The sequence below is a fragment of the Rufibacter glacialis genome (genome assembly GCF_008271745.1).
Taxonomy (GTDB): domain Bacteria; phylum Bacteroidota; class Bacteroidia; order Cytophagales; family Hymenobacteraceae; genus Nibribacter; species Nibribacter glacialis.
The window spans coordinates 817,776-844,658 of record NZ_VKKZ01000020.1; the positions used below are offsets into that span (position 1 = coordinate 817,776).

Consider the following 26,883-nt stretch of genomic DNA (forward strand, 5'->3'; position numbering starts at 1 on the left):
AAGGGGGAGTTAAGAATTCTGCAATACAACGGGAGTAGGCTCTTGGGAAGAAACGAATCCGGTACTTCTCTGGCGGGCAGCCTCCAGTTTCTCAGAAACCAGGGCATAAACCGCCACCACCAGAAAACAGAACATGGGCACATAGAAGGCAAAGCTGACGTCTTGCGTCAGGTCTGAGAAATACCCCTGCACCGAGGTTAGCACCGCCCCACCCAGAATGGCCATGATCAAACCAGCCCCGCCTATTTTGGTGTCCTGCCCCAGGCCTTTAATGCCCATGCCGTAAATGGTAGGGAACATCAAAGACATACAGCCTGAGATCCCGATCAAGGCGTAGACCCCAAGCAGGCCGCTTCCGTAAATCACGAGGAGCGAGCAAATGACGGCGGCCACCGCTGTCAGGAACAGCAGGGTTTTGGGTTTTATGTATTTCATGAGCAAAGTGAACACGAACCGGCTCACCATGAACAACACCAAGGAGGCGATGTAATAATTAGAGGCCTCGTCTTCGTTCACCTGAAGTTCCTGCATCACGTACCGGATGGCAAACGACCAAACCCCGATCTGGGCACCCACATAAAAGAACTGCGCCACCACGGCGGCCACGTAGTTCTTGTTTTTCAACAGTCTTCTGAAGGTCGGCCCTAAATCCAGGGTGGTATCAGTGTCTGAGGCTTTGGGCATTTTAGTGAACTTTACCGCCAACCACAGCACCACCAAAAACAGCGCGACGCCTACATAAGGGGTCATCACCGCCTGAAGCTCTTCGTATTGCATGGCCTTCAAGTGCTCCGCATCCATGGAAGCCCGTTCTTCCGCTGAGGAGGTGTTCAAGGCAGACAAAATAATGAACTTGCTCAGCAGGGCACCGGAGATAGAACCAATGGGGTTAAAAGACTGCGCTAAATTCAAGCGGCGGGTACCTGTCTCTTCCGGCCCCAGCGCCACAATGTAAGGGTTAGCAGCCGTCTCCAGAATGGAAAGTCCACCCGCCAGCACGTAGAGCGCCACCAGGAAAAAACCATACGACATAAATTGGCTGGCTGGGTAAAATAGCAACGACCCCAGCGTAAACAAGCCCAACCCCACCAGAATACCCGTCTTGTAGGTGTACTTTTTAATGAGAATCGCCGCAGGCAAAGCCAGGCAGAAATAGGCCCCATAAAAAGCAATCTGAATCCAGGAAGTCTGGAAATCTGACATGCTCATGATGCGCTTGAAAGCCGCCAGCAAGGTATCCGTCATGTTATTGGCCAAGCCCCAAAGAAAGAATAGGCTGGTGACTAACACAAACGGTAAGACATTGCCTGACCTGAAAAGCGAGACTTTCTTAGTAGCTGACTCCATGGTTCCTGTAGGTTAGGTGTTAAATGAATTTCAAGGGCGAATCCGGGCCTGCATTCTGATCATTACCTTCCCGGACAGCTTTATTTTCATAGTCCGTTGCCTCCTTATTGGGAAGGCCTTCTTCCTGCTGCCAACGGCTCCAAATAAAGGTTTATCAAAGGCAATTGAGGAAGAATTCAGCCAAGGCTTGTTTACAAATAAAGAGAATTCAACACATTAAAACCTGTAGACATTTACCTAATTATTAAGAGATTTTATCCTGATTAAGGAGCAAACGCTTATATTCATGCCAAAAGAAAGTCCTTCCTTCTATACTTCTGCGTGTCACCAGTTTTTAAGCTATTTATTTCTTCCTCACCGTACCCACGCACTCATGAAACCGCACCTGCTAAAGCTTTCTACCGGCGGACCGTTGCAGTCCTTCAGCATCAGGCAAGACACCGTGCCCTACATCAATAACCGGTGGCATTACCACCCAGAGGTGGAATTGATCCATATTAAAAAAGGGGAAGGCCTGCAATTTGTGGGAGACAGCATTCAACGGTTCGCCTCAGATGAATTGCTGCTCATTGGCTCCAACCTCTCCCATTACTGGCGTTTTGACGAGGCTTATTTTGGGGATGCCCCACCAGTAAAAGCTGACATTAGGGTGGCTCATTTCAGCGAGAAATTTTGGGGAGACCAGTTCCTGCGCCTGCCTGAGAACGCCCTGCTCAAATCCTTGCTGGAACGCGCAAAGCTAGGCCTACGGATTGTAGGACCCACCAAAGTAGCTGTGGGCCAATTATTAGAAGAGTGCCTGCTGGCCGAGGGGACCAAAAAGATAATTCTACTCCTCCAGATTCTTGATTTGACGGCCAAGTGCCAACAGGTGCAGGAACTCTCTTCGCTGGGGTTTAAAGACTTGCCGGAAAATGCCGAGGAGGGCCGCATCAACCGGATTTACGAGTACTCCTTTGCCAACTTCAAAAACCGGATTGAAACCGAGAAGATTGCCGAGGTGGCGCACCTGAGCACCAATTCTTTCTGCCGGTATTTCAAATCGAAGACCGGTAAAACCTACTCCCAGTTTCTCATGGAATTAAGGGTAGGCCAGGCCTGCAAACTCATCCGGGAAAACCGGCTGGACATGAAGCGCATCTGTTTTGAAAGTGGTTTCCACAACCTCACCAGCTTCCATAAATCCTTCAAGAGCGCCACGGGCAAAACCCCGCTGCACTACCAGCAGGAGTTTTTCAATAAGAAATGAATAAGAGGATGGAATAGAAAAGATTGCCTCCTGTTTTTGGCTTAATTTTTTGAGAACAGGTGAAAAATAAAGGCTTTATCAGGTAATAATTCTTTAAGTAGTATTCAGGATGTTCTAATATCCTTACCTGGTTTTGACAATCTATTTCTGCGCAGGATTTTCTCCTTTCAAGCCGTACATCAGAATACGGCTCATGAGGTCTATCCGGGAATCCAAGTCCACGAAATTGTTGTTGAACACCAGCCCCATCTGTAACCCTCTGCCGGCGCAGACCATGGTGAACGCCAATTGATCGGTATTGGCGTTGATGATGCCGGGAAACTCTCCTCTCTCCTGCCCTAAATCCAAAATGGCCTTTACCAGTTGCAGTTCCTGGCTTTCATAGTTCTTGTGCAGCTCCATCATGAGCTGAAAATTAGATTCAATATCCCCGCAGATGACTGTGTACAGGTTTACTTTCTCTTGCAAAACCCTGAACTTAGTCAAGGAATAGGCCCGAAGTTTATCTTCGGCGGTCTCGGCTGCTTCTACGGCTTCTTTCAGAAAGGAAAACGTCTCGTTCATCTCGCCCATGACGACCTCTTTGTAGATTTCCTCTTTGCTCTTATAGTAGTAGTACAGCGTGCTCTTCCCTTTCCCTGCCGCCTTGGCAATGTCTTCCATGGTGGTTTTGGTCAACCCATAGTGCCGGAACAGTTTCTGCGCCTGCGCCAACACTTCTGCCTTTATCATCTCATCCTTGGTACCCATGGTTTTTGACTAAAAACGTTTTGCAGTCCGAATTTACGATGATTAACACGGCCATCAAAAAGGCAGGCGGCCGTCTTGCCTCCTTTTGCCCCTTATTCCCGGAAAAGAAGCGATAAACAATGCCTTATTCCTTTAACTGAAACCGATCAAGAAAATTCAGGAACTCCATAAACTTCCTTACATCTCCCCATCACCTGACCATCGTCCTCTACAAGCCCACCGTAAAGGCCTTTTCCTGCCTAGGTGACTATACTTCCACACGATAAGAGCCCAAATAAAAAGGTTCTTCAGACCATGAAAACTGAGTAGCTGACATGATCTAAAGAACCTTTGTTACTCCGCGCCAGAAAGGCAGGAAATATTGTCTATTTCCCCTTGTCTCTCCTGGACTAGGGCAGATAGCGCTTACCTCTTGCGTGGAACCTTCGGTTTAGGGGATGTTTTATTGAATATAAAGCTTAACTGTTTGGGAGAAAGTCCCCACTGTGGCCCGCACATAGTACATACCTGCGGGTAGGCCTTCCAGGCTCAAGTCTTTTTCAAACGTACCTTTTTTATAGCTTTTGATAGATTTGATAACGGTTCTGGTGCTGTTCAGCAGAACTATAGAAAGGGCACCCTCATCTTTACAAGTTACGGTTACCCGCGTATGCCCTGAAGCCGGGTTAGGAGCTACCCTTACCGCTTTTTCATCTGAGGCCACTGAAAGCAGAGAAGCAGAAATGGTAGCAGGGGTTTCTTCCCGGTTGCCGTTCATTTCCCGGTAGCTGTTGCTCGGAGCAGAAAGGTTTTGGGCGGCATCTACGGCTTTCACCACAAATTCATAGATGTCGTTGCCAATGGGTCTTTCTGTTTCATAACTGGTTTGGGCAATTAAGTTGACATTCAACATTACATTGTTCAGATACACCTGATACCCCAGTACCGCCACGTTATCTGAGGCCGGTTGCCACGTAAGGTTTATCCTGTGCTTGGTGGTTCTGACGCCCGTAAGTGCGGCAGGGGCAGTGGGTGCCTGGGTATCTGGCGTGGTCACTTCAAGGGTAGCAGGCAAAGAGGCATTTCCAGCTTTATCAATGGCTATGACTGTGAACCGGTACTTTTGGGCTGCTTGTAGATCTGTTACCACGAAACCCGTTTCCTGCACTAGCTCCAGCAAACGCTCCCCTTGGAACACTTGGTAACCGATGACACCCATCCGGTCTGTAGACGGACTCCAAATGAGAGCGGCGGTAAAATCAGTGGCGGTAGCGGATAGATTAGTGGGCGCCGTGGGAGGAGTAGTATCAGGTACCACCACCAGGGTTTGTGTAACTGGTTCCGCTGCACTATAGAACAGGTTGCCTTCCTGCAAAGCGGTAATCACGGTGGTCCCTGGACCAATGACCTGGATCTTCCCTTCCAGAATACTGGCTACCTCCGGGTTGGAACTAGTGTAGGTCACGGGTAAACCAGAACTGGCAGTGGCACCAGCCTCAAAACCAGGGTCATCCAGCTGCTTCTCTGGCAGAGGTGCAAACTCTATGGTTTGTGCGCTCACCATAGGCGCTTGCGGGCTTTGCAATTGGTCTGCCTTGGTGGCTACGTTGGCATTGACCACCGTGTTGAGAGCCCGCAGCAACGATAGTTGGTTGCCATACTCCACGTCGGTGGCTAAGTCCCAATACATCAGCCCTGCCAGGTCTTGGGTACGCACATGCTGGGCTTTTTTGATGATGGTGTTCTGCCCGTTGTAGGCATACGTTCTGGTAGTACCGCCCAAGGTGACGGTAATGGTATCAGAGGCCGGGTTCAGGGTAGGAACCGCCTTCACAAAATCAAAGTAGGCGGCGGTATTGAGGGTATTGTCTATGCTAGCGCCATAAAACGGGAGGCCCATCACCAGTTTGTGCCGCGGATAGCCGTAGGCCACCATGCTGTTGATATCTGCCACAAACTGGTCATACGGGAATCTGTTTGGTCTGGGGCCATAGCTCTGGATAGAGATATAATCAGCGGCGGCAATGGCGGCGGCCGAGATCTTATAGTACACCGGGTGCAACGAGACGGTGAACATTGACGCGGCAGGCAAGACATCGTTCATGGCCAGCATGGTCGCGCTGTAGTCCGCCCACTCCTGGGTGGTCTCGGCCCATTCAAAGTCAAAATCGATTCCGTCCAGCCCTTTGGCCTGCAAGACCGCGTTCACCTTACTCGCAAAATTGCGACGCGCGGCATCGGTTTTCATAAAGATTCGCCAATCTCCGCCCGTAACCCCTAACCGCAGGGTGGCGCCGGTTTTGTCCTGGAAGGTGGTCTTCAGCTTATCCAATACCTCTACCCAGGTACGGGAATCTTTGCCTGGTTGGGTAGCTTCATCATACTTCCAGTAGGCGTTGGTCTTGCTCATGTTCCAGGAGTTGACGACCAGGGGATTGTTTTTCAGGTTCACCACCTCGTTCGCACTCAGGCTCAACAGGTTCAGGCTGGTTTCATCCAATTTCCCGTCAAAGTTGACGCCCAACTCAAAATCAGATCTTATAAAAGGACCAGTTCTGGGCAACAACCCGTCCGCGTTCTTGAAGGTGAGGGCTTTGCTGACGCCGTTCACGTACACCTTCACCTGCTGAAAGGCGGCTCCGTTCCCGTTGTAGGTCACAGCTACGTGGTGCCATTGCCCAGGGGCTAACCCTGAAGAAGGCACTGATACATAATTGTCTGCCCCATTGGCCAGGTGCAATACCAGCGTGGAAGTGCTGGCCTCCCCTAATTGCAGATCAATGGTCTTGAGCGCGGACTCCTGCTTCCGGAAGAGGTAACTGCCGGGCACCCATTGGTCCACGTACACCCAGGTGGCAAACGTGAACGTAGAGACGCCGCCATTGGCTTTGTTCAACAAGTCTTTCCCCGTGTTCATGGAGGCACCGCCACCGACAAAATCCAGCACCCCGTTCCTGCCCGAAAAAGAGCTTAAGTGGCTGGCATTCTGCAAAACTCCGTGGTTTTCCGGGTATTCAAAGAAAAGATCCCCATTGGCATACACGTTGGCCGCCAGGTAGATAATATCATTGTTGTTCAACACCGCCGCCTCACCAATACGGCCGGTCTCATAGAAATTGGACCTGATGTACGAGCTCACCAGCCTGTACTTGAACACCGGGTTGTCCAGCACCGTGACAAGGGTGGCACTGTTCAGCACCCCAGGATAAGTTGCCTTCTCATCTACCAGCCTAGCTGCTTGGTCCAGTTTCCAATAGGCGATCAGGTTGGGGAACAAGGCATGCTGGGGGTTCAGGGTGTTCCGCAGTTCCAGATCAGCCGCGTTCAGTTTAAAATTCCATAACCTGACCTCATCAATTTTTCCGGCGAAATTTTTCCCCAGTTCAAAGGGCGCCGTGGTGGTGGTGGGGGTAGTGGCCGGAAGCATGCCGTTGCCGCCGCTGTACCAAAGTTTCAAGGGTGCCCCGTCCAGGAACACCTGGATTTTGTTGTAGGCGCTCTGGCTTCCGTCATACGCCATGGCGATGTGGTGCCATTTGCCCACCGTGATGGGGGAATTGTCAGCGGCGGCGTACATGTTGGCGTTGTTGGCTACATGGAAATAAAGGCGTTTGTTCGCAGCCGTGCCCAACTGCAGATCTATTCGGTTGGTGGTGGAGCCGATCTTGCTGAAAACATAGCTGTTCTCGTTCCACTGGTCAATGTACACCCAGGCCTCAAAGGTAAACTGGGAAACCCCGTTGAGTTCCTGCACATTCCCGAAGGAAGCGGTACTAGTGGCGGTGCCGGCGAAAGCCGCGGCTCTGTTGGTAGCCTGCCCGTAAGACACCACGGCGGCAGATAGCAGGAGCAATAAGGTAAAGACTCTTTTCATACTGTTACGGTTTGATAATGAAAGTAAACAAGCGTAAAGCAGGTAAGGCACAAGGCCGCCAGGACACCTCTTTTTAAACCATGGACGGTCCAGTAAAAGGTGCAAGACAAACGAAGAGCGGAAGGAAAGAGAAAGAAAAAAGGCGCCTTCTGTCCTGAATGAAAGAAAGCGCCTGGGAAAGGACTGCCTGGGGAGGCAGTCCTTTTGGGGATAGGTAAGAAAGAAGAAAGCCGGGAGTATTCGTGGGGCTACTGGGGCAGGAAACTTGTTTTTGGCCTCTTTTTTTGAAAATCAGCTCAAAAATGTGTTTCCTGAGGCCAGTGCCGCTCCCGTTGGTGTTTTATTCCAGAAAGGATTTCTGGGAGGTGATAAAACCGGTTGGGCGCACCACCGTCACAATGCCTTTGCCGTCAAAGGGGTCTTCCACTTCAATGGTCACGCGCTGACCCGGCTTGATCTCCGGCAGGTCATAGGCTTTGGTGGTAGCGTAATTGTCGGTTTTGTCTGAGATGTAGAGCTTGTACCCTTTCACCGTATGCTGGGGCAAGCCCTTGCTGCCGTAGATAAGGACCGAAGACTTGCCCTTGCCTCTGACGTTCACCTGCTGTACCTCCAGCGGGGAAGAAACCTCGCGCAGCACTTTCATAGACGGTTTGGGTTTGCCATACATGTCATACACCCCGTGTACGCGGCGTCTGAACTTGTTTTTCTCTGAGGTGCCGGGGTAATGGGTGCGGTAGTCAGTGAGGTCAAAGTAGATGGCGCCTTCAATGTAAGGCTTGGTCTCATAGACGGCCATGTGGTAGATCAGGTCCTCAATCCGGCGCTCGTCGCCGCCTTTGAAGTTGGGGCCGCACAGCCCGAACTCAGAGATGAAGAACGGCTTGTCTGGGTACGACATGTGGATGCTGTCCAGGTACTGGTGAATAGTGCCCACGGGAATGTCCCACCAGCTGCCGCCGTACTCGTTCATCATGAGGTAATCACCCAGGCTGCCCGCATCCGGCACGAAGTTGGGGCTGGTGTTGAAGCCGTTCTTGAGCGTGTTGCTCACGTAGGTCACGTGGCGGCTGGGATCCAAGGCGCGGGCCTTGTCCAGCAGGCCCTGAATCATGGCCTTCATGTTGGCATTGCGGCCATCCAGCTCATTTCCTACCCCCCAGGCGAAGATAGAGGGGTGGTTATAATGGTTGCGTACCATGCGCTCCAATTGCAGGGTGGCAATGCTCTTGATGGTTTCATTGGAAGGGGTCTCAGGGCCCCACAGCGGAATCTCTTCTTGCAGGATGATGCCGTTGCGGTTACAGAAATCATAGAACTCATCGCTCTGCTGAAAATGCTGGCGGCTGAAGATGGCGTTCACGTCTTTCATCATCCTGGCGTGCTTGATGATCTCCGACTTCGGCTCGGCCAGGCCGTAATCTGGGTTGGAACCGGCCGTCCACTCCACGCCCATCATCTTGATGTGTTCGCCGTTAAGGTAGGTCTTGCCGTTCTCAAATCTGATTTCACGGAAACCCACGTCAGTGGTAACCTTGTCCACGGCTTTGCGGCCGTTGAGCACGGTCACCTCTACCCGGTACAGGTTGGGGAAATCGAAGTGCCAAGGGTTCACCTTGGGCAGGGAGAGGTTGTAGTGCGCCTCATTCTTGTTCCAGGTGGGCGTAACCGTGGCCGTGTGCACCACTTTTTTAGTGGGCTGGTTTTCCTCAATAATGGAGATGCGCAGTTTCAGGTTCTTGGCACCCGGCTCCTCAAAACCCAGTTTCACCTGCATTTTACCGGAGTTGTCCTTTACCTGCAGGGTAGGCAACACATTGATGTAGGAAATGGCCGGTTTGTCAGAAACCAGCAGGGCTACCGTCCGGATAAGGCCGCCGTCATTGGGCCAGTCAAAGGAATTGGTGTAAGGTGCCTTGTTCTTGCCGTAGTCATTGTTGCTGGCCACGGTGATGATGTTTTCTTTGCCGTACTCTAGCTTGCCGTTCAGGTTCACGAACAGCTTGTTGAAGCCATCGCCAATGTTCTCCATCACCTTTTTCCCGTTCACATACACATGGGAGGTGTGGTTGATGGCCCCAAACTGAAGCACCACGTTCTTGTTCTTCCAGCTGGCCGGAACCGAGAGGCTCTTCTGGTACCAACCCCAACCATAGTGGTTCTCGGTGTCTTTCTCCACGTTCCAGGTATGCGGGATCTGCACTTTGCGGGCATTGGGCAAGGCTTTGGTAAACCATTGCTGCGGCATACCCTCGGCTTTCAAGTCAACGGCAAATTGCCAGTCTGTATTCAAAGCGATGGTATCCCGCTGGGCCTGGGAGGCCAAACTTAGGAAAACACAGAAGAAAAGGGTCAATAGGTACTTCATAAAGGATTGGTTAATGGTTTGATTGGTGATACAGGGGTTTAAAACAGGGTTAGGGAAAAAGTAGTGGCGGTTTAAGGTTCTATTTGAAAAAACGGACAGAAAACAGCTTACTGCCGGGTGCCTTCGTGCATGCGGCTCTGGTAGAAAGCCGGATGGAACCGCAGGCCTTTCTCTTCCCATCCGGTGAAATGCCAGCGGTTCAGGCGGTCGGTGAAACTCTTGAAATCTTTCCTGGCCACGGGGGTCCAGAGGGCTTCGGCCAAGGCGGGCATGCGCGGCAGCAGCATGTACTCCAGGTGCCCCACCGAAGAGATGAACTCGGTCCAGATGGCGAACTGGCCGCCCAGCACGAATTTGGTTTGCGCCGGGGTCAGGGCGCTGGAATGCGGGTTGTAGGCATAGACCTTGTACAGGGTGTTGATGGAGAATTTAGCGGCCAACGGCTCCCCTTCCGGCCCGGCCTGGTACCGGTTGAAGTAGAGCGGGTTGCTGGGCGACATCACTACGTCATGGCCCAACTTGGCGGCCTCTATCCCGCCCTTCTCGCCGCGCCAGCTCATGACCGTGGCCGAGGGTGCCAGCCCGCCTTCCAGGATCTCGTCCCAGCCCAGCATCTTCTTCTGGTGCGCCACCAGGTATTTCCCCATGCGCTTGATGAAGTAGCTCTGCAGTTCCTCGGCGTTTTTCAGGCCTTCGGTCTTCATCCTTTTCTGGCATTTGGGACAGGCCTCCCAGTAGAATTTGTCTACCTCGTCGCCACCCACGTGAATGTACTCCGAGGGGAAAATGGCCATCACCTCTTTCAGCACATCCTGCAGGAAAACAAAGGAACTGTCATTGCCGGCGCAGTAGTTGAAGTTAACCTTGGTGTTGTCCACCACCGCGTTTTTCACGGTGGAGTTGGGTACTTCCTGCGGGTGCGGGTTGCACGCCAGGTGCGGGTAGGCCGCCAGGGCCGCCGCCGAGTGGCCCGGCATCTCGATCTCGGGGATCACGGTGATGCTGCGGGCCTTGGCGTAGGCCACTACTTCTCTGGCCTGCTCCTGGGTGTAGAACCCACCGTAGCGGTAAGGTTTGCTCCCCGCTAGCGAGGCGGTGTAGGCCGAGTCTTTCTTGTAGAAGATGCCTCTGGGCAGCTCCTGCCGCCAGGCCCCCACGCTGGTCAGGCGCGGGTATTTCTTGATCTCCAGCCGCCAGCCTTCGTCATCCGTTAAGTGCCAGTGAAAGGTGTTCATCTTGTAAAGGGCCAGCAGGTCAATGAATTCCTTGACGGCCTCTACGGTGAAAAAGTGCCGGCTCACGTCCAGCATCATGCCGCGCCAGCCAAAGCGGGGTTCATCTGAGATCTCCATGGCAGGCACCTGCAAGGCCTGGTTCGTGCGCACCGCGGGCAGCGTCTGAATCAGGGACTGCAACCCGTAGAACACCCCGGCGGTAGTATTGCCTTTGATGAGGATAGCCTCCGGTGAAACGGAAAGCGTATAGCCCTCCTTCCCAAGCCCATCTAATGAAGCCAGCTCAAACCGGATGGCTTTGGCCTTCTTCTTGTTCAGCGGCACCTCAAGCCCCGAGATATTTTTGACGTGTTTCGCGAAAAACTGGCCCAACCCCTCCAGCTCTTTGTCCTTCGCCTTGAATTGCAGGGAAGTGGCGGCGTCAATGGTGAAGAAGCCGTCTTTCAAGGTGAGGCTCACCGGCTGCGGGATAATGGCTGGCGGGGCCTGCGCGAAAACCTTTGTGGCCACAGATGCACCAACCAAAAGCAGTAGAAAGCAAAAAAGCCAAAGGCGCGGATGAATCATACTTCAAACATTATATTATGGTCTTGAGCGGGCATCAATTCCTTAAAATCATGCCCTGCGTAAGCGTTCCTCTAGGGTGGCTCCCTGTCGCCATGACAAAGGAAAGTTGCCAGGGGTAAGGATCTGATTTTTACCTGTTCTGCCCAAAATACCCGGTAAACACTATCTCTATAGAGCCTTAGCCAGCGCAAACGCCCCGGAGGGTCTTGATAAAGGTGCCTTCTTGCCACTGCGGAGCGGGTACAGCTTGTTTCCAGGGCGTTTTCTGAAAACAAGGTCTGAATCCACCCGGGCAGGAACCTGAGACCTTCTTAGAGGGCTTTACCGGCACCTTGGGCTAAAAGCTTTTGGGCGTCTTCATCCTCGTATTTCTTGATCAGCTGCTCCAGCTCTTTCTTGAGGTTGGCGGTGATGCTCTCGTAGCCTTTCTTGCCGTACAGGTTGGTCAGTTCCTGCGGGTCTTTCTCCAAGTCATACAGTTCCCAGGTGTTTACCCTCTTGTAGAAGTGGATGAGTTTGTACCGTTTGCCTTTGATGCCGAAGTGCGGGGAAACAGAGTGCTCACCGTTCTCATAGTAGTGGTAGTAGATGGCATCACGGCCTTTGGCTTTCTGACCGGTGACCAGAGGCAGGAACGACTCACCCTGCATCTCCTGAGGGATTTTCACCCCAGCGGCGTCTAGCAAGGTGGGGCCAATGTCCAGGTTCATCACCAGCTCATTGGTGGTGGTTCCGGGCTTGATCTTGCCCGGGTAGCGCATCACCAAAGGCGTCCGGAAAGACTCTTCATACATGAACCGCTTGTCAAACCACCCATGCTCCCCCAGGTAGAACCCTTGGTCTGACATGTAGATGACAATGGTGTTCTGGGCCAGGTTATGCTTGTCCAGGTAGTCCAGGGTGCGGCCAATGTTCCGGTCCAGGGAAGCCGCGGTGCTGAGGTAGTCCCGCATGTACCGTTGGTATTTCCATTCTACCAGCGCTTTCCCCTGCAGTTTCTTGGCTTCCAGGTCAGCCTGTATAGGTTGGTAATAGGCATCAAACTTAGCGCGTTGGGCGGGGTTCATGCGGGTGATGTTCTCGTCTGCGATCTCTCTTTCCTTGGGGAACATCTTGAGGTCATAGCCCATGATCATGGTCTTGGCAATGCTCATGTCCTGCACCTTAGCGGCCTCTCGGTTCTGATAGGTGTCATAGAACGTGGCCGGGAGCGGGAAGGTCTTTTTGTCAAATAGGCCCATATCTACGGTATCCGGAATCCAGGTGCGGTGGGTGGCTTTCTGCCCGATGACCAGGCAGAACGGCTTGTCTTTGTCCCGTTTATCCAGCCATTCTTCGGCCAGGTCCTCGGTCAGGTTGGTCACATACCCTTCCACCCTTTTCTTGGACCCGTCCATCAGGAGAAAATCTGGGTTGTAGTAATGGCCTTGGTCTGGGTATACCTGCCAGAAATCAAATCCTTTAGGTTCTGACTGCAGGTGCCACTTGCCAATCCAGGCGGTGGAATAGCCGTTGGCTCCCAACCGTTTCACGAAGGTGTCCTGGTTGCCATTGAAGTTGGAGGTCTCGTTGTCTTTGAACCCGTTCTTGTGGCTGTATTTGCCCGTGAGGATTACGGCCCGGCTAGGCCCGCAGATGGAATTGGTTACATACGCTTTGTTGAAGCGGGCCCCTTCGCGGGCAATGCGGTCAATGTTGGGGGTCTGCATCAGCTTGCCCCCGCCGTAGGCACTGATGGCTTGGAAGGCGTGGTCATCTGAAATGATGATAATGATGTTGGGCTTAGCGGACTTTTGCTGCCCGGAGGCCGACGAAAGCAAGAGCAAGCCTGACACCATGAGTAAAAAAAACTTCTTCATATGTACTCGGTTTGATGAATCTTTTTTTTTCGGCTTGCCGCAAGTTGTACCACCCATTGCCTCTCTGGCCTCCTTCCCCCTCTCCTTTTGAAAGGATTTGGTATAGAATTGGGGTACCCTGCATAAAGCCTCCTGCCTGCTTTCCCGTTTTACCGGCCTCTTCCTTCCGGTACCAACCTAGGTAGAAAGTTTTTTTGCAAAAAAGGAAGCCCTGGCTATTTGGCTGTATATGTGGTCGTGCACATGCAAACCAAATATAAGGACCCGCCTTTCAATCGCAAAATCTTCCCTAAACCTAGGAGAAAGAATGTAGTAATCCAAATAATTCAGTTAAATAGTGTGGGCGCCCACGCAAGGTGGGCTTTTTCCCCATTTTTCTGTATGTTGCAATATAATCCAGGGAAAAAGCCAGGTTCAGGGCTACTCCTTTTTCAGGAGACGGCCCTGAACCCATTAGGCGTGACACCAAGCAAAAAGCAGAACATGATCGCTCCTCCTTTTAACAGGAGGCAAAGAGGGATTTTCCAAAAGGGATGCTCTTGCCAGGCCTTCAAGGTCTTAGTGGATTCCTTGGGAGTGAGGAACCAGCAGGCGGGTGAACCAAGAGCAGCCATCGCCCTCCCCACCTGGACCAGAGGGGTCCCGGGGAATGGTCACCTGACCGGCCGAGTGCAGGGGCCGGTATTTTATCTATGGCCTAGAAAGGTTCCTAAGGAACCAGAAGGCCCGTAACAGCAACGATCAGCAGTATCTATGAATAAAAAAAAGGGGGTAGTACGGTTAAAAGACATCGCCGAATTGGCCGGTGTCTCTACCGGGACCGTTGACAGGGTTCTCCACAACCGCGGAAGGGTGGCAGACCTGGTGCGGGAGAAGGTCTTGCGGATTGCCAAAGAATTAAGCTACGAGCCTAATATCCACGCCAGAGCCCTGGCTGCTACCCAAACCTACCATGTGGCCGCTTTGATCCCGGCCCCCCTGGAAGACAGCTATTGGGGAGCCGCCCAGAAAGGGATTGAGAAAGCCGAGGCAGAATTAAAGCAGTACCACTTTTTTGTCACCCTCTTTCTTTTTGATCCCCAGCAGGCCAGCTCTTTCCGGGAGAAATGTGACCAGATCACCGAAGGGAACTTTAACGGGGTGTTGATTGCCCCCAGCTTTTACCATGAATCTCTGGCCTATTTCAGCAAGTGGAAACGCACGGGGCTTCCGTTTATCCAGTTCAACACCTACATCCCTGACTTTGAGCCCCTCATGTACGTGGGGCAGGACTCTTACCAGAGCGGGTTGCTGGCCGGCAAGCTGCTGCACCAGAGCTACCCAGACGGGGCTAGTTTTCTGGTGGCCCACATTGACGAGAACGTGCTGAACTCCTCGCACCTCATCAGAAAAGAGCAGGGGTTTTCCGACTACTTTGCCCAAAACGCCGGGGAAGCCACTTTTACTATTGTGGAGGCCACGTTCCACAACAGTCTTGACCAAACTGCCCTCCATGCGCAGCTGGACCAGGTTATTCAGCAGAACCCCTCCATCAGGGGCATCTATGTCACCAACTCCCGGCCCAGCAGCGTGGCCGAGTACCTTTTTACCCGAAAATTAAAAAGGATCAGGTTGATTGGCTATGACCTCATGGACCGGAACCTGCACTACCTCAACAACGGCACTATTGACTTCCTCATCAACCAGAACCCCAAAGGGCAAGGATATTGGGGCATTCACGGCTTATCAGATTTTCTGGTGTTCCAAAAGAAGGTGAGCTCCATCAAGTATTTACCGCTGGACATCCTTACCCGGGAGAACATCCAGTATTACATAGAGGCAGACAACCAGTAAACGAGAAAGGGTAAAGAACCTGGTTTCAGGAAAACAGCCCTTAAACAGGTACTCCCGTTGCCCTTTGGCCCACCTCTTCTTTGGTGAGCGCGGGTGAAAAAGGAAAGAGAAAGATGCCTGGAAAAGGTAGCGCCACCCGCTGCCCCACCTAGGCAAGAGCATGGTGGCAGCGGAAGGCAAAGAATTTGAACCAAAAGAGCATGAAAGTACGTGAAGTAGTCTTGGTAGGATGGGTGGCAGGTTCCCTTTCTTTCTGCTCCCAGAAAAAAGAGGCGGAAAACCCGGTTTCACCGCCCGTTTCAGAAAATGGGCAGAAAGCGGCTTGCTGCGTGTCTTCCATTCCCCAGCGGTTTGCGGCGCAGGAGTCGCCGCTGGCCGTAACACCGGCTTCTGATCAAGAGACCGGCAACATGGTCTGGATTGACGGTGGCACCTACCTTATGGGGGCCGACAATGACCAGGCCCGGCCTGATGAATTTCCCAAGCACAAGGTGACGGTGAACGGTTTCTGGATGGACGCCACCGAGGTCACCAACGCCCAGTTTGCCAAATTTGTGGAGGCTACCGGCTATGTGACCACAGCAGAGAAAAAACCAGATTGGGAGGAGATGAAACAGCAGCTTCCGCCGGGTACCCCGAAACCTGATGACAACCTGCTGGTGGCCGCTTCTCTCGTTTTCCAGGCTCCTGCCGGGGAGGTGGATGTGCGCAATTACGCCACCTGGTGGGTCTGGAAGGAAAACGCCAACTGGCGACAGCCCCACGGCCCCGGCAGTTCCATCAAAGGCAAGGAAAACTACCCGGTGGTGCATATCTCCTGGCATGACGCGCAAGCCTATTGTCAATGGGCTGGCAAACGGCTCCCCACCGAGGCGGAATGGGAATGGGCCGCCCGCGGCGGCTTAAAAGACGCGGTGTACCCTTGGGGAAATGAACCCATAGACACGGGTGCCCCTAAGGCGAATTCCTGGCAAGGGAGTTTCCCGGTTAAGAACACGAAGAAAGACGGGTATTACCACCTGGCCCCCGTTACCGCCTTTAAACCCAACGGGTACGGGCTCTACAACATGGCCGGCAACGTGTGGGAGTGGTGCTCTGACCTGTACCACCACCAGTACTATGAGATGACGGCCCGCCCGGCGGGCGTCCACAACCCCAAGGGCCCCGCCAAAAGCCTTGACCCGGATGATCCCTATGCCCCCAAAAGAGTCATCAGAGGCGGCTCTTTCCTGTGCAATGACAGTTATTGCTCCGGGTTCAGGGTGGCAGCCCGCATGAAAAGCACCCCCGACAGCGGCATGGAACATGTGGGCTTCCGGTGTGTGAAAGACAAATAAAGACAAGGAAGAAGAGCCGCTGCCTATTAATCCATAAAGCCGAAAAGAGCCTGTTTTTGAGAAAACAGGCTCTTTTCGGCTTTAATCATTCAGGAATTAGGTATTCCTTGCTTTTCCCTGATTTTATCTACTCTAATCCATTTCATACCGGCCGCTTCGGCGGCCTGTACGCCGGGTTCACCGTCTTCAAAGACCAGGCAGGCTTCAGGCGGTACCCCCAGCCGTTGGGCGGCCAACAGAAACGGGTCTGGGTGAGGCTTGCCCTTCAGAGTATCTTCGGCGCAGACCAGGGTCTCCACCAGGTGGTCTATGCCCAACACCTCCAGTGTTTTCCGGATCATTTTCTGGGAGCCTCCTGACACCACCCCTATTCTCACCCGGCCCGCGTGGCGGATTAAATGGTCTACTACAAAGGGCACCGGCCTGGTGTTGGGCAGAAATTCCTCGTAGAAGATCTTTGATTTGAGGGCGGTGAATTCCTCGGGGTCAAATTGGCTGCCGTAGCGCCGGTTGATTTCTTCCACCACCGCTGGTATGGGAAAGCCCGCCAACTCATCAATGATGGCCGGGTCAAGGGTTACTCCGCCGCGCTGCGCCACCTGTACATACGTGTCTTTGTGCGCTTGCATGTTGTCGGCCAGGGTGCCGTCACAGTCATACAGGAAGGCTTTAAACTCTCCTTGGCTCAGTTCCCGGAGCTTCTCCCCTGCCGTTTTGGTGGTACCTTTCTGTTTTTCGGTCATTTTCAGGAAATCATAAGGAAAACTTCGCTCCCAGGGCCAGGTTGAAAATCTTTCCCGGGCTCAGGTAGCGGGGATTGGTGAGGTACGAAACAAGATACTCGCCGGGGGCACCTACCTCATAATACCCGGTCCACCGCTGTCCGCCTCTTATCCTGGCCAGATTCACCTGGCCCCCGGCAAAGAAATACGTGTTCAAAGCGGTAGAGAACCGGTAATACGAGTTGGGGTATTTGCTCAGGTATCTTTCAGAGGCGAAATACTCTTCCCCGAAGGTATACCCCAGTTGGCCGCCCAGGGTGATGGGCCACCAGTCTACCCTGCCCACCGCCACCGGCTTGGTAGGGAGATACGTGGCTTTGACCGCCAGGGTGAAGATGTCATCGCCGCCCACTTTTTTGGGCAGGAACCCCAGGGAAAGGTCCGCTTCCAGCCTGTTTCTGAGAAACTGGCGGCCAAGCCCCAGGGAGACCAAGCCAATATCGCCGGCAAACTGGGATTTGGCGTAATGCCGGGAAGGCTTTCTAAGCGAGTCTAAAGGTAATTTCTGGGCGAGGACGGGTGAGGTGAGGCTAGTCAGCAGAACCAGCGCGAGACTTAGGTATATCAGCCGCATGTTAGTAGTAGACCCTTTCCAGGCGGTACCCCCCTTGCCATAAGGTAAGCAGGGTGAAGCCTCTTTCTTTCACAAAGGTGGTCACGTGGTACAGGACCTGACCGCCGTATTTAGCTTCAGTGGTCCAGCTGTGCTTGTGGCCGTGCAGACTGAGCGGAACCCGTTTGCTGCGAACCAGGGTTTCATGGTAGGGCCGCTCCAGGGCAGGGTCAAAATCATTGTCAAAGGGTGGCACATGGGAAAGAACCACCGCCTGCTGCCAGGTGGCGCCGGGTTCCGGGGTAAGCTCTGCCGCCAGCCAGTCCAGGTCGGGCACCTTGCCACTGAAACCGGCTTCGCGGCCATTGGTATCTGCCAAGACAAATTTGGTGGTGCCGTACACAAAGGAATAGTTGAAGGCCCCGTACATTTTGCGGTAGACCTTTCGGCCGTTGCCCAGCATGTCATGGTTGCCAATCACGGTAAGGTACGGCCACCGCAGGTCTTTCATGAGGTCATGCACCCACTGGTATTCCTGTGACATGCCAAAGTCTGAGATATCCCCCAGGTGCACCACAAAGTCAATGTGGGGGTAGGTATTGGCCTTCTTCACAAAGGCCTGGGTGGCGTCATAGAACCGCTGGGTGTCTCCCATGAGCAGAATGGTAAGGGTATCCTGCGGAGGCTGGGCCAACAACCGGTTCAGGTTTTTCTGGGTCAGGTTTTTCTCGCTCTCCTCCAGGATGATCTGGTTGGGGTGGTATTCAAAAAGCCCGTCGCAGGAAACCAGGAGCTGCGCCAGTAACAAAAGCCAAAGTAAGCGTAATTTCATATGGATTAGCGGTCATTCATTTGGAAAAACACTCCTTCTGAGTAGTATAAAAGGAGAAAGCTATTGGGGTTCATTTTATTGGAGGAATTACCAATGGAGTAGCCCCAAACCTGGGCATTACGGAGTGCTTACCTGATGGCAAGCCACTCCATGGGTAGGGTCAGGCACGGCGGTTTCGGCTTAGAAATCAAACTTGAACCTCCCCCTCAACCCCAGCTCTGATACTCCCGGATGATCTAGATAAGACAGCCGTTTCACCACATCCAGCCGGAAGAACTTGAAGATGTTCCCTACGCCCACACTGGCTTCCACATAGGGTTTCTTGTCCAGGGAATGCGTGAAAGGCAACCCAAGGGGATTGGTGGGGAAGGCCAGTAACTCCTGGTGGTACGCGGGGTTGTTCTCTTCCCGCACCTTGCCATACAGCACCTTCACCGTGGCAAACTCGCGCAGTTTGGTGTGTTTGATCAAGGGCAGCTTGTTGAAGAGAAACCCGTTGAAGCAGAGGTCCACATGCAGGCTGACGTACTGGTCACTCACAAACTCCAGGAAGTTCATGAGGTTATAGGCCTGTAACTGGTACGAGTAACTCTGGTTGGCCCTATGGATGGACAAGAGCGGGAACGGCACCTGGCCAAAGATGTACCCGCCCTCGGCCACCACGTCTGAGAACCCCACCTGCGACAGGTAAAAGCGTTTGGCCGCGTTCAGGGTCAGGCTCTGGTAGTCATACTCGCCGTTGAAGGGCCCTTTCACCCCGGCTGCCGCCCGCAGCGTGAAGACAGGGTACCTATTGACAATGGGGAACCGGTACAGCTTGCCCTGCACAAACTCTTCTTTCGGCGCCCAGCGCAATTCCAACCGCATCTCAGAGGTGGTCAGGTGCTCCACCCGGTCGGGGGAAGTGGTGGGGGTTCCTTCAATGGGTGAAACCGTGCCTGCTTTGAGGTACTCCAAACTTCCGGCCGGCGTTTGTTTCCAGTTTTTGAACCCTACCCTAAAGGAGAAGTGGTTGCGCAGCTCATGCAGGTAGTCTAAGTTGTAGGTTTCGTTATAGAGCCATTTGTCGTTGTCGCCGCGCTTGAACGAAAGCAGGAAATTGTCCTCCTGCACAAACTGCAGATCCTGCCCCGGGATTTTGGTGTCTTTCTGGTAATTCACCCGCAAAGCGCGCACCGGGAACGCGAAGATGGAGCGGTCTGTGAAGGAATAGGTTCCGCCCAGGTAGTACTTCCATTTCTCGTCTTTGAACCCGTAGGCGGCGTAAGACTCCAGCATCACTTTCTTGCTGAACGTGGTGGTGGTCCTGCCTCCGGCCCGCAGCCGGAACCCTTCTACCGGGTTAAAGCTGTAGAACGTGTTCACCGGACCAATCTCCACGTAAGGCCCGGCGTGTTTATACCCCGCAATGAAGAGAGTGGCATAGTCCAGGATTCTTTTGAAGGACCGGGTGTTCCGTAGGCTGTCCATGCTCAGGTAGGTGTTGGCCTGGGATAAACTTAAACTATCGGGCCGGTGGGTGGCCCAGAACGCGTCATCTTGTTGGGTGGCCACCGGGGCCTGGGCAAGGGCCTCCCCTTCATAGAAATTGGACGGTTGGGGTTGGTTTACCTCATAATCCTGGTAGGTCACGGTGCGCTCGCCATACACGCCGCCTTTGTCTTTCTCCAATACCGCGAACTCCGTTTTCACCACGCTTTTGCTCAGGTTGTAGCGCCCGTCGGCCAGTTTGGCAAAATCCTGTTGGATGTGCAGGCTGCGGACCCAGTTGATGTTCACTTTCTTGCCCACTTCCATGTCTACTTTCTGCACGGCATACCTGCCGTCTGTGGTCACGTAAAGTTTTCCCGTGAACAGGAAGTCGGTCTCGTTTTTGGGGCTGAAGGAAAGCTCGGTCAGTTTCTGGCCATCCACTACCACGGTATCTGTGATGTAGAACCGGTAGAACGTGGGCGCCAGGTCAGCAATTGGGCTCAGGAACTGGTTCGTGAGTATGGTGATGTTGTTCTTGTAAAGGTCGATGTCCTGGTACATGTGCTTTACATAGGATTTGATCACGACGAACTCGCCGAAATCCACCTTCTTCTCGGCTTGCACCAGGGTACGCTTCTTTTCGGGGTCTTTTCGGTAAAACTGGTCAGAAATGGTTTCCTGCATGTACAGCGGCAAAAGGGCGGTACCGGACAGGGTGGTGGTGTCCAGGTTCTTCCGGAGGAAGTCATACTTCTTCAGCAGAAGGTTATTGCTCAGCTTCTCGGGGGTGTTGGCCAGGGCCAGTTGGAGTTTGTCATACTGCTGGTACTGCACGTTGTCATAGCTCTCCAGCCGATTCTGCGACTTGTGATCTACCACCAACCGAATCAGGTCTACCGCCGGGTTGTTCTTGTTGCTGTAGTTCCGGCTGCGGCCTTTGATCACCACCTCGTTCAGTTTCTTGGCGTCGCTCTCCAACCGCACGTGCAGGATTTGCGTCTGGCCTGGGGTAAAGGTGACGGTTTTGGGTTTGTAGCCCAGATAGGTGAACTGGATGGTGGTCTGGGGCTGGGTTGTCTTAAGGGAGAAATTACCCTCAAGGTCTGAACTGGCCCCCACGTTGGTCCCCGGAATAAAGATGGAGACGCCAATGAGCGGTTCATGGGTCAAGGCGTCTTTGATGGTTCCTTTGATGAGGGTGGTAGCAGCGCTTTGGGCCAGTACCGGATGAGAGGAGGCTCCCATGGCTAGAAAGGCCACGCAGCAAACCAGTATATGCAAGAGGTTCACATATACCTTGTTAACTAAATACATAACTCTATTGATCTATAAAACGGTAAAAAAAGCCCACCCTCACCGGGAAAAGGACTTTCGAAAAATAAACCCCACCCAAGTGGTTGGGTGGATAGGGACACCCAGGTGCGGTCTTTGGGGAGAAGGTGATTCCACTACAGAAAATGCCCAGAAAGGTGGCTCTCTTTTGCCCTATTTTCCTGGTTTCCTGGCGGTCGTCAGCATCAGAAAATCAGTAGGGGGTAGTCCAGAAGAATTGGCCTGCACCGGGTAGAACATAGACCATTAGAAGAAGCCTAGATAAAGGAGAAGCTGCAAGAGCCCGTTGGCGTAAACGCCAGACAATACATCATCCAGCATCACGCCCCAACCGCCCGGCAATTTTTCCATCTTTTTGATGAACAAAGGCTTCACAATGTCAAAGAAGCGGAACAGAACCAGGGCCCCTAACACGTTAGGAAGGGTTACCGGCACAAACAGCAAGCTGATGCACATGCCCGCTACCTCGTCTATCACTATTTTCTTGTCGTCTTTGCCCCAGTGGGGCTCCACCGCGTTAGCTGACCAGATGCCTAGCGCCGTTATCAGAAACGTCACCGCCACCTGCCAAAAAACAAGGTCCTGCCCATCACGCGGCCAGAGATACCAGCCCAGGCAGGTGACCATGGCAGCCACCGTGCCGCCGCCTTTGCCCAGGTACCCAATGCCAAGGCTGCTGGAAATGAGTTTGTGTAGCTGGATCATCTTGCGGTTATACGCGGATAATGGGTGTCTTCTGAGTTCCGGATAGTAGCCCCTCCAAGCACTTTAGTCCTGGCTCCTCTTGGGTGGCAACGCCTTCCAGGACTTTCCTTTGTTGATGGAAGAAGTTTGAGTAGCTCGCCTGAGGTAGGGTATCCCGATCCTAAAGTCTCTTTCAAGCTAAGGGTACTTATGTCTTCATAGATTTCTCCTCTGTTATTATCATGATTCGCCTGCGTACTTTTGCCTTTACAGGAATTTGGCCAGGCTCCTCCCGTTTTACGGCCTCATTAGAACAGAAGGGTAGGCAGGGTGAATGGCCCTGTTCCAAACCTTGCTTCCTCTCTCCTTTATAAAAATTAGACCCAAAACGTATTTCGGTCCAAAGGTAATACTTTATGGCAGATTTCCTTCCCCAGATATCCTCTAGGATAGTCTCCCGCAACATAAAGAACCAGGTAGGCAGCACCAAAGTAGCTCCTGAATTTTCACCTTGCCTATACCTTACCGGCACGCCTTTAAGAATGAGCGGAACTGCCTTACTTATTTCTGCCTTGGTTTCGGAAAAACACGTATGCTGTGCGAAGGATAGAAGAAACCGCCTGTCTTGTGGCACCAAAAGTGTACCTGCGGCAGCTTCGTTCACCGTTTTAATTGCCTGAATATGACCTATTGCCTGGGAATAAAAGTAAAAGAAGGACTGGTAGCCATTGCTGATACTAGAATCACCGCGGGGTCAGAAACCACGGAGAAAAAGAAGATCTACGTGCAGCAACAAGACCACCATGCCCTTTTTATCATGACCAGCGGTTTGCGGTCGGTGCGGGACAAGGCGGTGCTGTATTTTAAGGAACTCATTGACAGCGGTACCACCTATAACAAACTATACAAGGCCGTGAATGAATTTGGCGCCCAGGTGAAACGCGTGGCGCGCGAAGACCGGGAAGACCTGGAACACGCCGGGTTCAAGTTCAACCTGAACACCATCATTGGCGGCCAACTAAAAGACGACGAAGAACATAAACTGTTTCTGCTCTACCCTGAGGGAAATTGGGTGGAACTGGGCCAGGGCGCACCGTTTGTGGTAATCGGGAACTCTGGGCACGGGCGGGCTATCCTGAACCGGGCTGTCACCGAAGACTCTTCCATGCAGATGGCCCTCAAAGCCGGCTTCCTTTCTTTTGATTCTACCCGGGTCAGCGCCAATGACGTGGACTTCCCCATAGATGTGGTGCTGTACCGCAACCACAGCTTTGAGATGGTAGAGCACCGCTATGATGCCAAAGACCTGGCATTGGTGTCTGAGCAATGGGCCCACGAACTGAAATGTGCCTTAGACCGCCTGCCGGAAGATTGGATGCAGGCGGCCTTCCAGAAACTTCCCCCTACCCCAGCCACTCCTTTATGAAAGCAGAAATCACCACCCACTTAACTTATGCGGTTGATTCCCCTTCCACCATCCTGCTCTCGGTGCAGCCCTTTCCAACGCAGCGCCAAAAGGTGATACAAGAGCATTTCACCTTGCCACCAGATACAGAAAGAGAAGAACTGCGGGCCGTGGCCGGAGAAAAAAGAATCAGCCGCCTGCAGGTGGTCACGCCCGGCACCGTCACCTTCTCCTACAACGTTTTAGTAGAGAACCACCTCACGGTGCTTCCGGCTGAACAACTGAACCATGTGCCCATAGCCGAAATGCCCGCTTCTGTGCTGCCCTACCTGAACCCCAGCCGCTATTGCCAGTCTGACCGGCTCTACCGGCTGGCGGCCAGCCAATTCGGGCACCTGGAACATGCGTTTGAGCAGGTCATGGCCGTGCGGGACTGGATCCACAGCCACGTAGAATACAGCGGCGGCTATACCACCCCGCATACCTCGGCCCTTGACACCCTGACAGAACGCGTAGGGGTTTGCCGCGACTTCGCCCATTTGGGCGTCACCCTCTGCCGGGCGCTCACCATTCCGGCCCGCTATTGCACCGGCTACGCCTACCGGCTGCAACCCGCCGATTTCCACGCCTGCTTTGAGGTGTACCTGGGCGGCCACTGGGTTTTGTTTGACGCCACCAAGCTGGTGCCGCTGAACGGGCTGGTGAAGATTGCCACGGGCGTGGATGCCGCCGAAACGGCGGTAGCCAGTACGTTTGGCCAGCTCCAGTTCCAGGAACTGGCCGTGGACTTTCACCTGCTAGACCCTGATTTTACACCTGTAGACGGTTCCTCCCCTACCCATGGATATTGTCTTCAATAAGTAAGAAGGTCTAGTACGGGGCCTCTCTTGACAGAGAAACTCCTTTAAAAGGGCTCAGTGGGATTTGGCTAGATTCAACTGCCCACGATTTGGCCCACTTTTCACAAAATAGCCAGGAAACAAGCGACTTCCCCAGCGGGCCTCCTTCCCATAAAGGCTATTCAGGCAAGAAGTAGTCGGGCACCCTTTTCTCCAAAGAAAGAAAAACCCTCAGGCTATCTTCTGATGAGAAGACCTGAGGGTTTTAGGGTTGTTTTCAAGAAAAGAGGCTGAAATCAGGGCTGGGCAGTTAATAAGGAAGTTGCCGCTTCGTCCACGAGCCAAACCGTTTCCCCTTGCTGGGGCTGGATCAGTTGGGCCGGGTAAGTCTCTGGGTTGTGCTCCCCTTGCAGTACTTCCTGCAGGGCCTTGGCTTTCTTCTCACCGTAAGTCATGAACACGATTTTGCGGGCTTGGTTCAGGCAAGGCGCGGTCAAGGTGATGCGGTACATAGACTGCGGCTCCAGGTAATAGGCCTGCACCCAACGTTCCCTTTCCTTAAGCACCGGGGTGCCGGGGAAAAGCGAGGCAGTGTGTCCGTCATCGCCCATGCCCAAAAGCACCAGGTCAAACTGGGCTGGCATGTTGGCAAAATGGCTTTGGAGCTTTTTCTCGTAGTCAATGGCAAACTCCTCGGGCTCTCCTTCTCCCCACATGGGAAACACCTGCTCCTGGGGCACCGGCACGTGGTGCAGCAAGGTAGTGAAGGCCATTTTGGCGTTGCTGCGGTCGTCCTCCAGGTTCACCCAGCGCTCGTCGCCCCAGAACACGAAGGTCTGCTGCCACGGCACCAGGTCCCGGTAGGGCGGCTGGGCCAACATTCTGTATAACTGCTCGGGCGAGGAACCTCCGGTGAGGGCCACGGTAAAGCGGCCGTTCGCCTGCACGGCTTCCTGGGCTGCCTGCACAAAAAGATCGGCAGCGGCTTTGCTCAGCTCCTCGGTAGTCTTATAAACTTGAATCATTCCGTTGCGTTATTTGCCTTTTTTCTGGCCGTTGTAAAAATTTGAAACCGCCCAGGTGTGTCCTTCGCGGGCAATCAGCGCCTCCGCGTTCTCAGGACCCCACATACCCGCTGAGTAGTTAGGGAACTCCAACGAGGGGCGTGACTCCCAGGTTTCCAGCACGGGCGTGATCACCTCCCAGGCCGCCTCTACCTGGTCAGAGCGCATGAACAAGGTGGCATCACCTTGCAGAGCGTCCAGGAGCAGGGTCTCGTAGGCCTCGGGGGTTTGGGTAGAGCAGGTGTCATAGTCAAAAACCATCTCGGCCGGGGTCAGCTCCATCTCCAGGCCAGGTCGTTTGGCCGTGAACCGCAGGCGGATGTCCATCTGGGGCTGGATGTTGATGGTCAGACGGTTGGGCAGCAGATTCTCAGACAGCTTGTTGGAGAATGTGGAGTGTGGCACGGGCCGGAACTGCACCGTGATGGTAGAGGTCTTTTCCTGCATGCGTTTGCCGGTGCGTAGGTAGAACGGCACCCCTTGCCAACGCCAGTTGTCCAGGTAGAACTTCACGGCGGCGTACGTCTCGGTGTTGGATTGGGCGTCTACGCCGGGCTCTTCACGGTAACCGGGCACTTGTTTGCCCTGCAGCCAACCGGGACCGTATTGGCCCCGCACCGCGTACCGGGTCACTTGTTCATGGGTCAAAGGACGGATGGCCCGCAACACATCGGCTTTTCGGTTCCGGATCTCCTCGGCCTCAAAAGAAACGGGTGGTTCCATGGCCACCATGCACATGAGTTGCAGCAGGTGGTTCTGGATCATGTCGCGCAGGGCACCGGCGCCCTCGTAGTAGCCGCCGCGGTCTTCCACGCCTACCTGCTCCATCACGCTGATCTGCACGAAGTCAATGTAGTTACGGTTCCAGAGCGGCTCAAACAAGGCATTGGCAAACCGGAACGCCAAAATGTTCTGCACGGTCTCTTTGCCCAGGTAATGGTCTATCCTGAAGATCTGGCTTTCCTGGAAATGCTGGGTCAGCAGTTTGTTCAGGTGCCGGGCAGATTCCAGGTCTTTGCCGAAGGGTTTTTCTACGATCAGGTGATCTTTCTCCACCTCATTGGCCAGGCCCGCCTCGTGCAAGTTGACCGTAACCGCTTCAATGAACTGCGGCGCCACCGACAGGTAGAACAGGCGGTTGGCGCGCAAACCCCAGGCTTGGTCCAGGGCATCCAGCTTGTCGCCCAGTTTTTTATAGGCGCCCGCATCCTGGATGTCAGACTGCAGGTAGGTGATTTTCTGGTTAAACGAATCCCAGATATCGGCTTTGGGCTCTCCGGTGCGGGAAAACTCGGTTAAGCCTTCCTGCAGGTGGGCCCGGTATTTCTCATCCGTAAAAGCAGAGCGGCCTAGCCCGATGATCGCGAATTCCTCCGGCAGCCACCCGGCCAGAAACAGGTTGTAAAAGGCGGGTAGCAGCTTGCGCTTGGTCAAATCACCGGTGCCCCCAAAGATCACTACTATGGTAGGAACGGCTTCCTTACCAGACTTCTTAGTTACTTTCATTCAATCAATTACTTT

At 53.4% G+C, this 26,883-nt stretch carries 18 protein-coding genes; 5 read left to right on the top strand and 13 right to left on the bottom strand.

Features of this window, described 5'->3' with window-relative positions:
* Positions 1-9: 9 nt before the first annotated feature.
* Positions 10-1,347 carry an L-fucose:H+ symporter permease gene (fucP, locus tag FOE74_RS11575; RefSeq protein WP_149098745.1) on the bottom strand — a complete coding sequence of 446 codons (1,338 nt, stop codon included), beginning with the start codon at positions 1,345-1,347 and terminating at the stop codon, positions 10-12.
* 373 nt (positions 1,348-1,720) lie between these two features.
* Between fucP and FOE74_RS11580 the strand changes: the two genes are divergently transcribed.
* Positions 1,721-2,596 carry an AraC family transcriptional regulator gene (locus FOE74_RS11580; protein ID WP_149098746.1) on the top strand — a complete coding sequence of 292 codons (876 nt, stop codon included), beginning with the start codon at positions 1,721-1,723 and terminating at the stop codon, positions 2,594-2,596.
* 141 nt (positions 2,597-2,737) lie between these two features.
* Here FOE74_RS11580 and FOE74_RS11585 read toward each other — a convergent pair whose 3' ends face one another.
* From FOE74_RS11585 to FOE74_RS11605, 5 genes are all read right to left on the bottom strand, one after another.
* The gene (locus FOE74_RS11585; RefSeq protein ID WP_149098747.1) at positions 2,738-3,346 is read right to left on the bottom strand and encodes a TetR/AcrR family transcriptional regulator; all 609 of its coding nucleotides are present in this window, start codon (positions 3,344-3,346) and stop codon (positions 2,738-2,740) included.
* Between the two features lie 442 nt (positions 3,347-3,788).
* Positions 3,789-7,199: a LamG-like jellyroll fold domain-containing protein gene (locus FOE74_RS11590; RefSeq protein ID WP_149098748.1), complete on the bottom strand. Its 3,411-nt coding sequence runs from the start codon at positions 7,197-7,199 to the stop codon at positions 3,789-3,791.
* 340 nt (positions 7,200-7,539) lie between these two features.
* Entirely contained in the window at positions 7,540-9,567 is a 2,028-nt protein-coding gene (locus tag FOE74_RS11595) for a glycoside hydrolase family 2 protein (RefSeq protein ID WP_149098749.1), read from the bottom strand.
* A gap of 107 nt (positions 9,568-9,674) precedes the next feature.
* Positions 9,675-11,312 (bottom strand): beta-N-acetylhexosaminidase, encoded by a 1,638-nt coding sequence (locus FOE74_RS11600; protein WP_225840779.1) that lies wholly within the window; start codon positions 11,310-11,312, stop codon positions 9,675-9,677.
* A gap of 368 nt (positions 11,313-11,680) precedes the next feature.
* Positions 11,681-13,228 (bottom strand): sulfatase family protein, encoded by a 1,548-nt coding sequence (locus tag FOE74_RS11605; RefSeq protein ID WP_149098751.1) that lies wholly within the window; start codon positions 13,226-13,228, stop codon positions 11,681-11,683.
* Positions 13,229-13,981: 753 nt separating this feature from the next.
* Here FOE74_RS11605 and FOE74_RS11610 point away from each other — a divergent pair.
* The gene (locus FOE74_RS11610; RefSeq protein WP_149098752.1) at positions 13,982-15,061 is read left to right on the top strand and encodes a LacI family DNA-binding transcriptional regulator; all 1,080 of its coding nucleotides are present in this window, start codon (positions 13,982-13,984) and stop codon (positions 15,059-15,061) included.
* A 200-nt stretch (positions 15,062-15,261) separates the two neighbouring features.
* Positions 15,262-16,398 carry a formylglycine-generating enzyme family protein gene (locus FOE74_RS11615; protein WP_149098753.1) on the top strand — a complete coding sequence of 379 codons (1,137 nt, stop codon included), beginning with the start codon at positions 15,262-15,264 and terminating at the stop codon, positions 16,396-16,398.
* Positions 16,399-16,487: 89 nt separating this feature from the next.
* On the opposite strand, the gene FOE74_RS11620 is transcribed toward FOE74_RS11615, so the two are convergent.
* From FOE74_RS11620 to FOE74_RS11640, 5 genes are all read right to left on the bottom strand, one after another.
* Complete coding sequence (locus FOE74_RS11620; RefSeq protein ID WP_149098754.1) at positions 16,488-17,141, bottom strand: HAD family hydrolase; 654 nt, start codon at positions 17,139-17,141, stop codon at positions 16,488-16,490.
* 10 nt (positions 17,142-17,151) lie between these two features.
* Positions 17,152-17,754, bottom strand: coding sequence for a hypothetical protein (locus FOE74_RS11625; RefSeq protein WP_149098755.1), 603 nt, complete (start codon positions 17,752-17,754; stop codon positions 17,152-17,154).
* A 1-nt stretch (position 17,755) separates the two neighbouring features.
* Positions 17,756-18,565: a metallophosphoesterase family protein gene (locus FOE74_RS11630; RefSeq protein ID WP_149098756.1), complete on the bottom strand. Its 810-nt coding sequence runs from the start codon at positions 18,563-18,565 to the stop codon at positions 17,756-17,758.
* A 180-nt stretch (positions 18,566-18,745) separates the two neighbouring features.
* On the bottom strand, positions 18,746-21,352 hold the full coding sequence (locus FOE74_RS11635; RefSeq protein WP_149098757.1) for a DUF5686 and carboxypeptidase-like regulatory domain-containing protein: 2,607 nt from the start codon (positions 21,350-21,352) through the stop codon (positions 18,746-18,748).
* Between the two features lie 264 nt (positions 21,353-21,616).
* The gene (locus FOE74_RS11640) at positions 21,617-22,075 is read right to left on the bottom strand and encodes a phosphatidylglycerophosphatase A family protein (protein ID WP_149098758.1); all 459 of its coding nucleotides are present in this window, start codon (positions 22,073-22,075) and stop codon (positions 21,617-21,619) included.
* 661 nt (positions 22,076-22,736) lie between these two features.
* Here FOE74_RS11640 and FOE74_RS11645 point away from each other — a divergent pair.
* Both FOE74_RS11645 and FOE74_RS11650 read left to right on the top strand, forming a co-directional pair.
* Complete coding sequence (locus FOE74_RS11645) at positions 22,737-23,480, top strand: peptidase (protein ID WP_149098759.1); 744 nt, start codon at positions 22,737-22,739, stop codon at positions 23,478-23,480.
* On the top strand, positions 23,477-24,319 hold the full coding sequence (locus FOE74_RS11650; RefSeq protein ID WP_149098760.1) for a transglutaminase-like domain-containing protein: 843 nt from the start codon (positions 23,477-23,479) through the stop codon (positions 24,317-24,319). The genes FOE74_RS11645 and FOE74_RS11650 overlap by 4 nt, the downstream gene beginning before the upstream one ends.
* A gap of 275 nt (positions 24,320-24,594) precedes the next feature.
* On the opposite strand, the gene pgl is transcribed toward FOE74_RS11650, so the two are convergent.
* Together pgl and zwf are read right to left on the bottom strand one after the other, a co-directional pair.
* Positions 24,595-25,323, bottom strand: coding sequence for a 6-phosphogluconolactonase (gene pgl / locus FOE74_RS11655; protein WP_149098761.1), 729 nt, complete (start codon positions 25,321-25,323; stop codon positions 24,595-24,597).
* A gap of 9 nt (positions 25,324-25,332) precedes the next feature.
* The gene (zwf, locus tag FOE74_RS11660) at positions 25,333-26,868 is read right to left on the bottom strand and encodes a glucose-6-phosphate dehydrogenase (protein ID WP_149098762.1); all 1,536 of its coding nucleotides are present in this window, start codon (positions 26,866-26,868) and stop codon (positions 25,333-25,335) included.
* Positions 26,869-26,883: the final 15 nt, after the last annotated feature.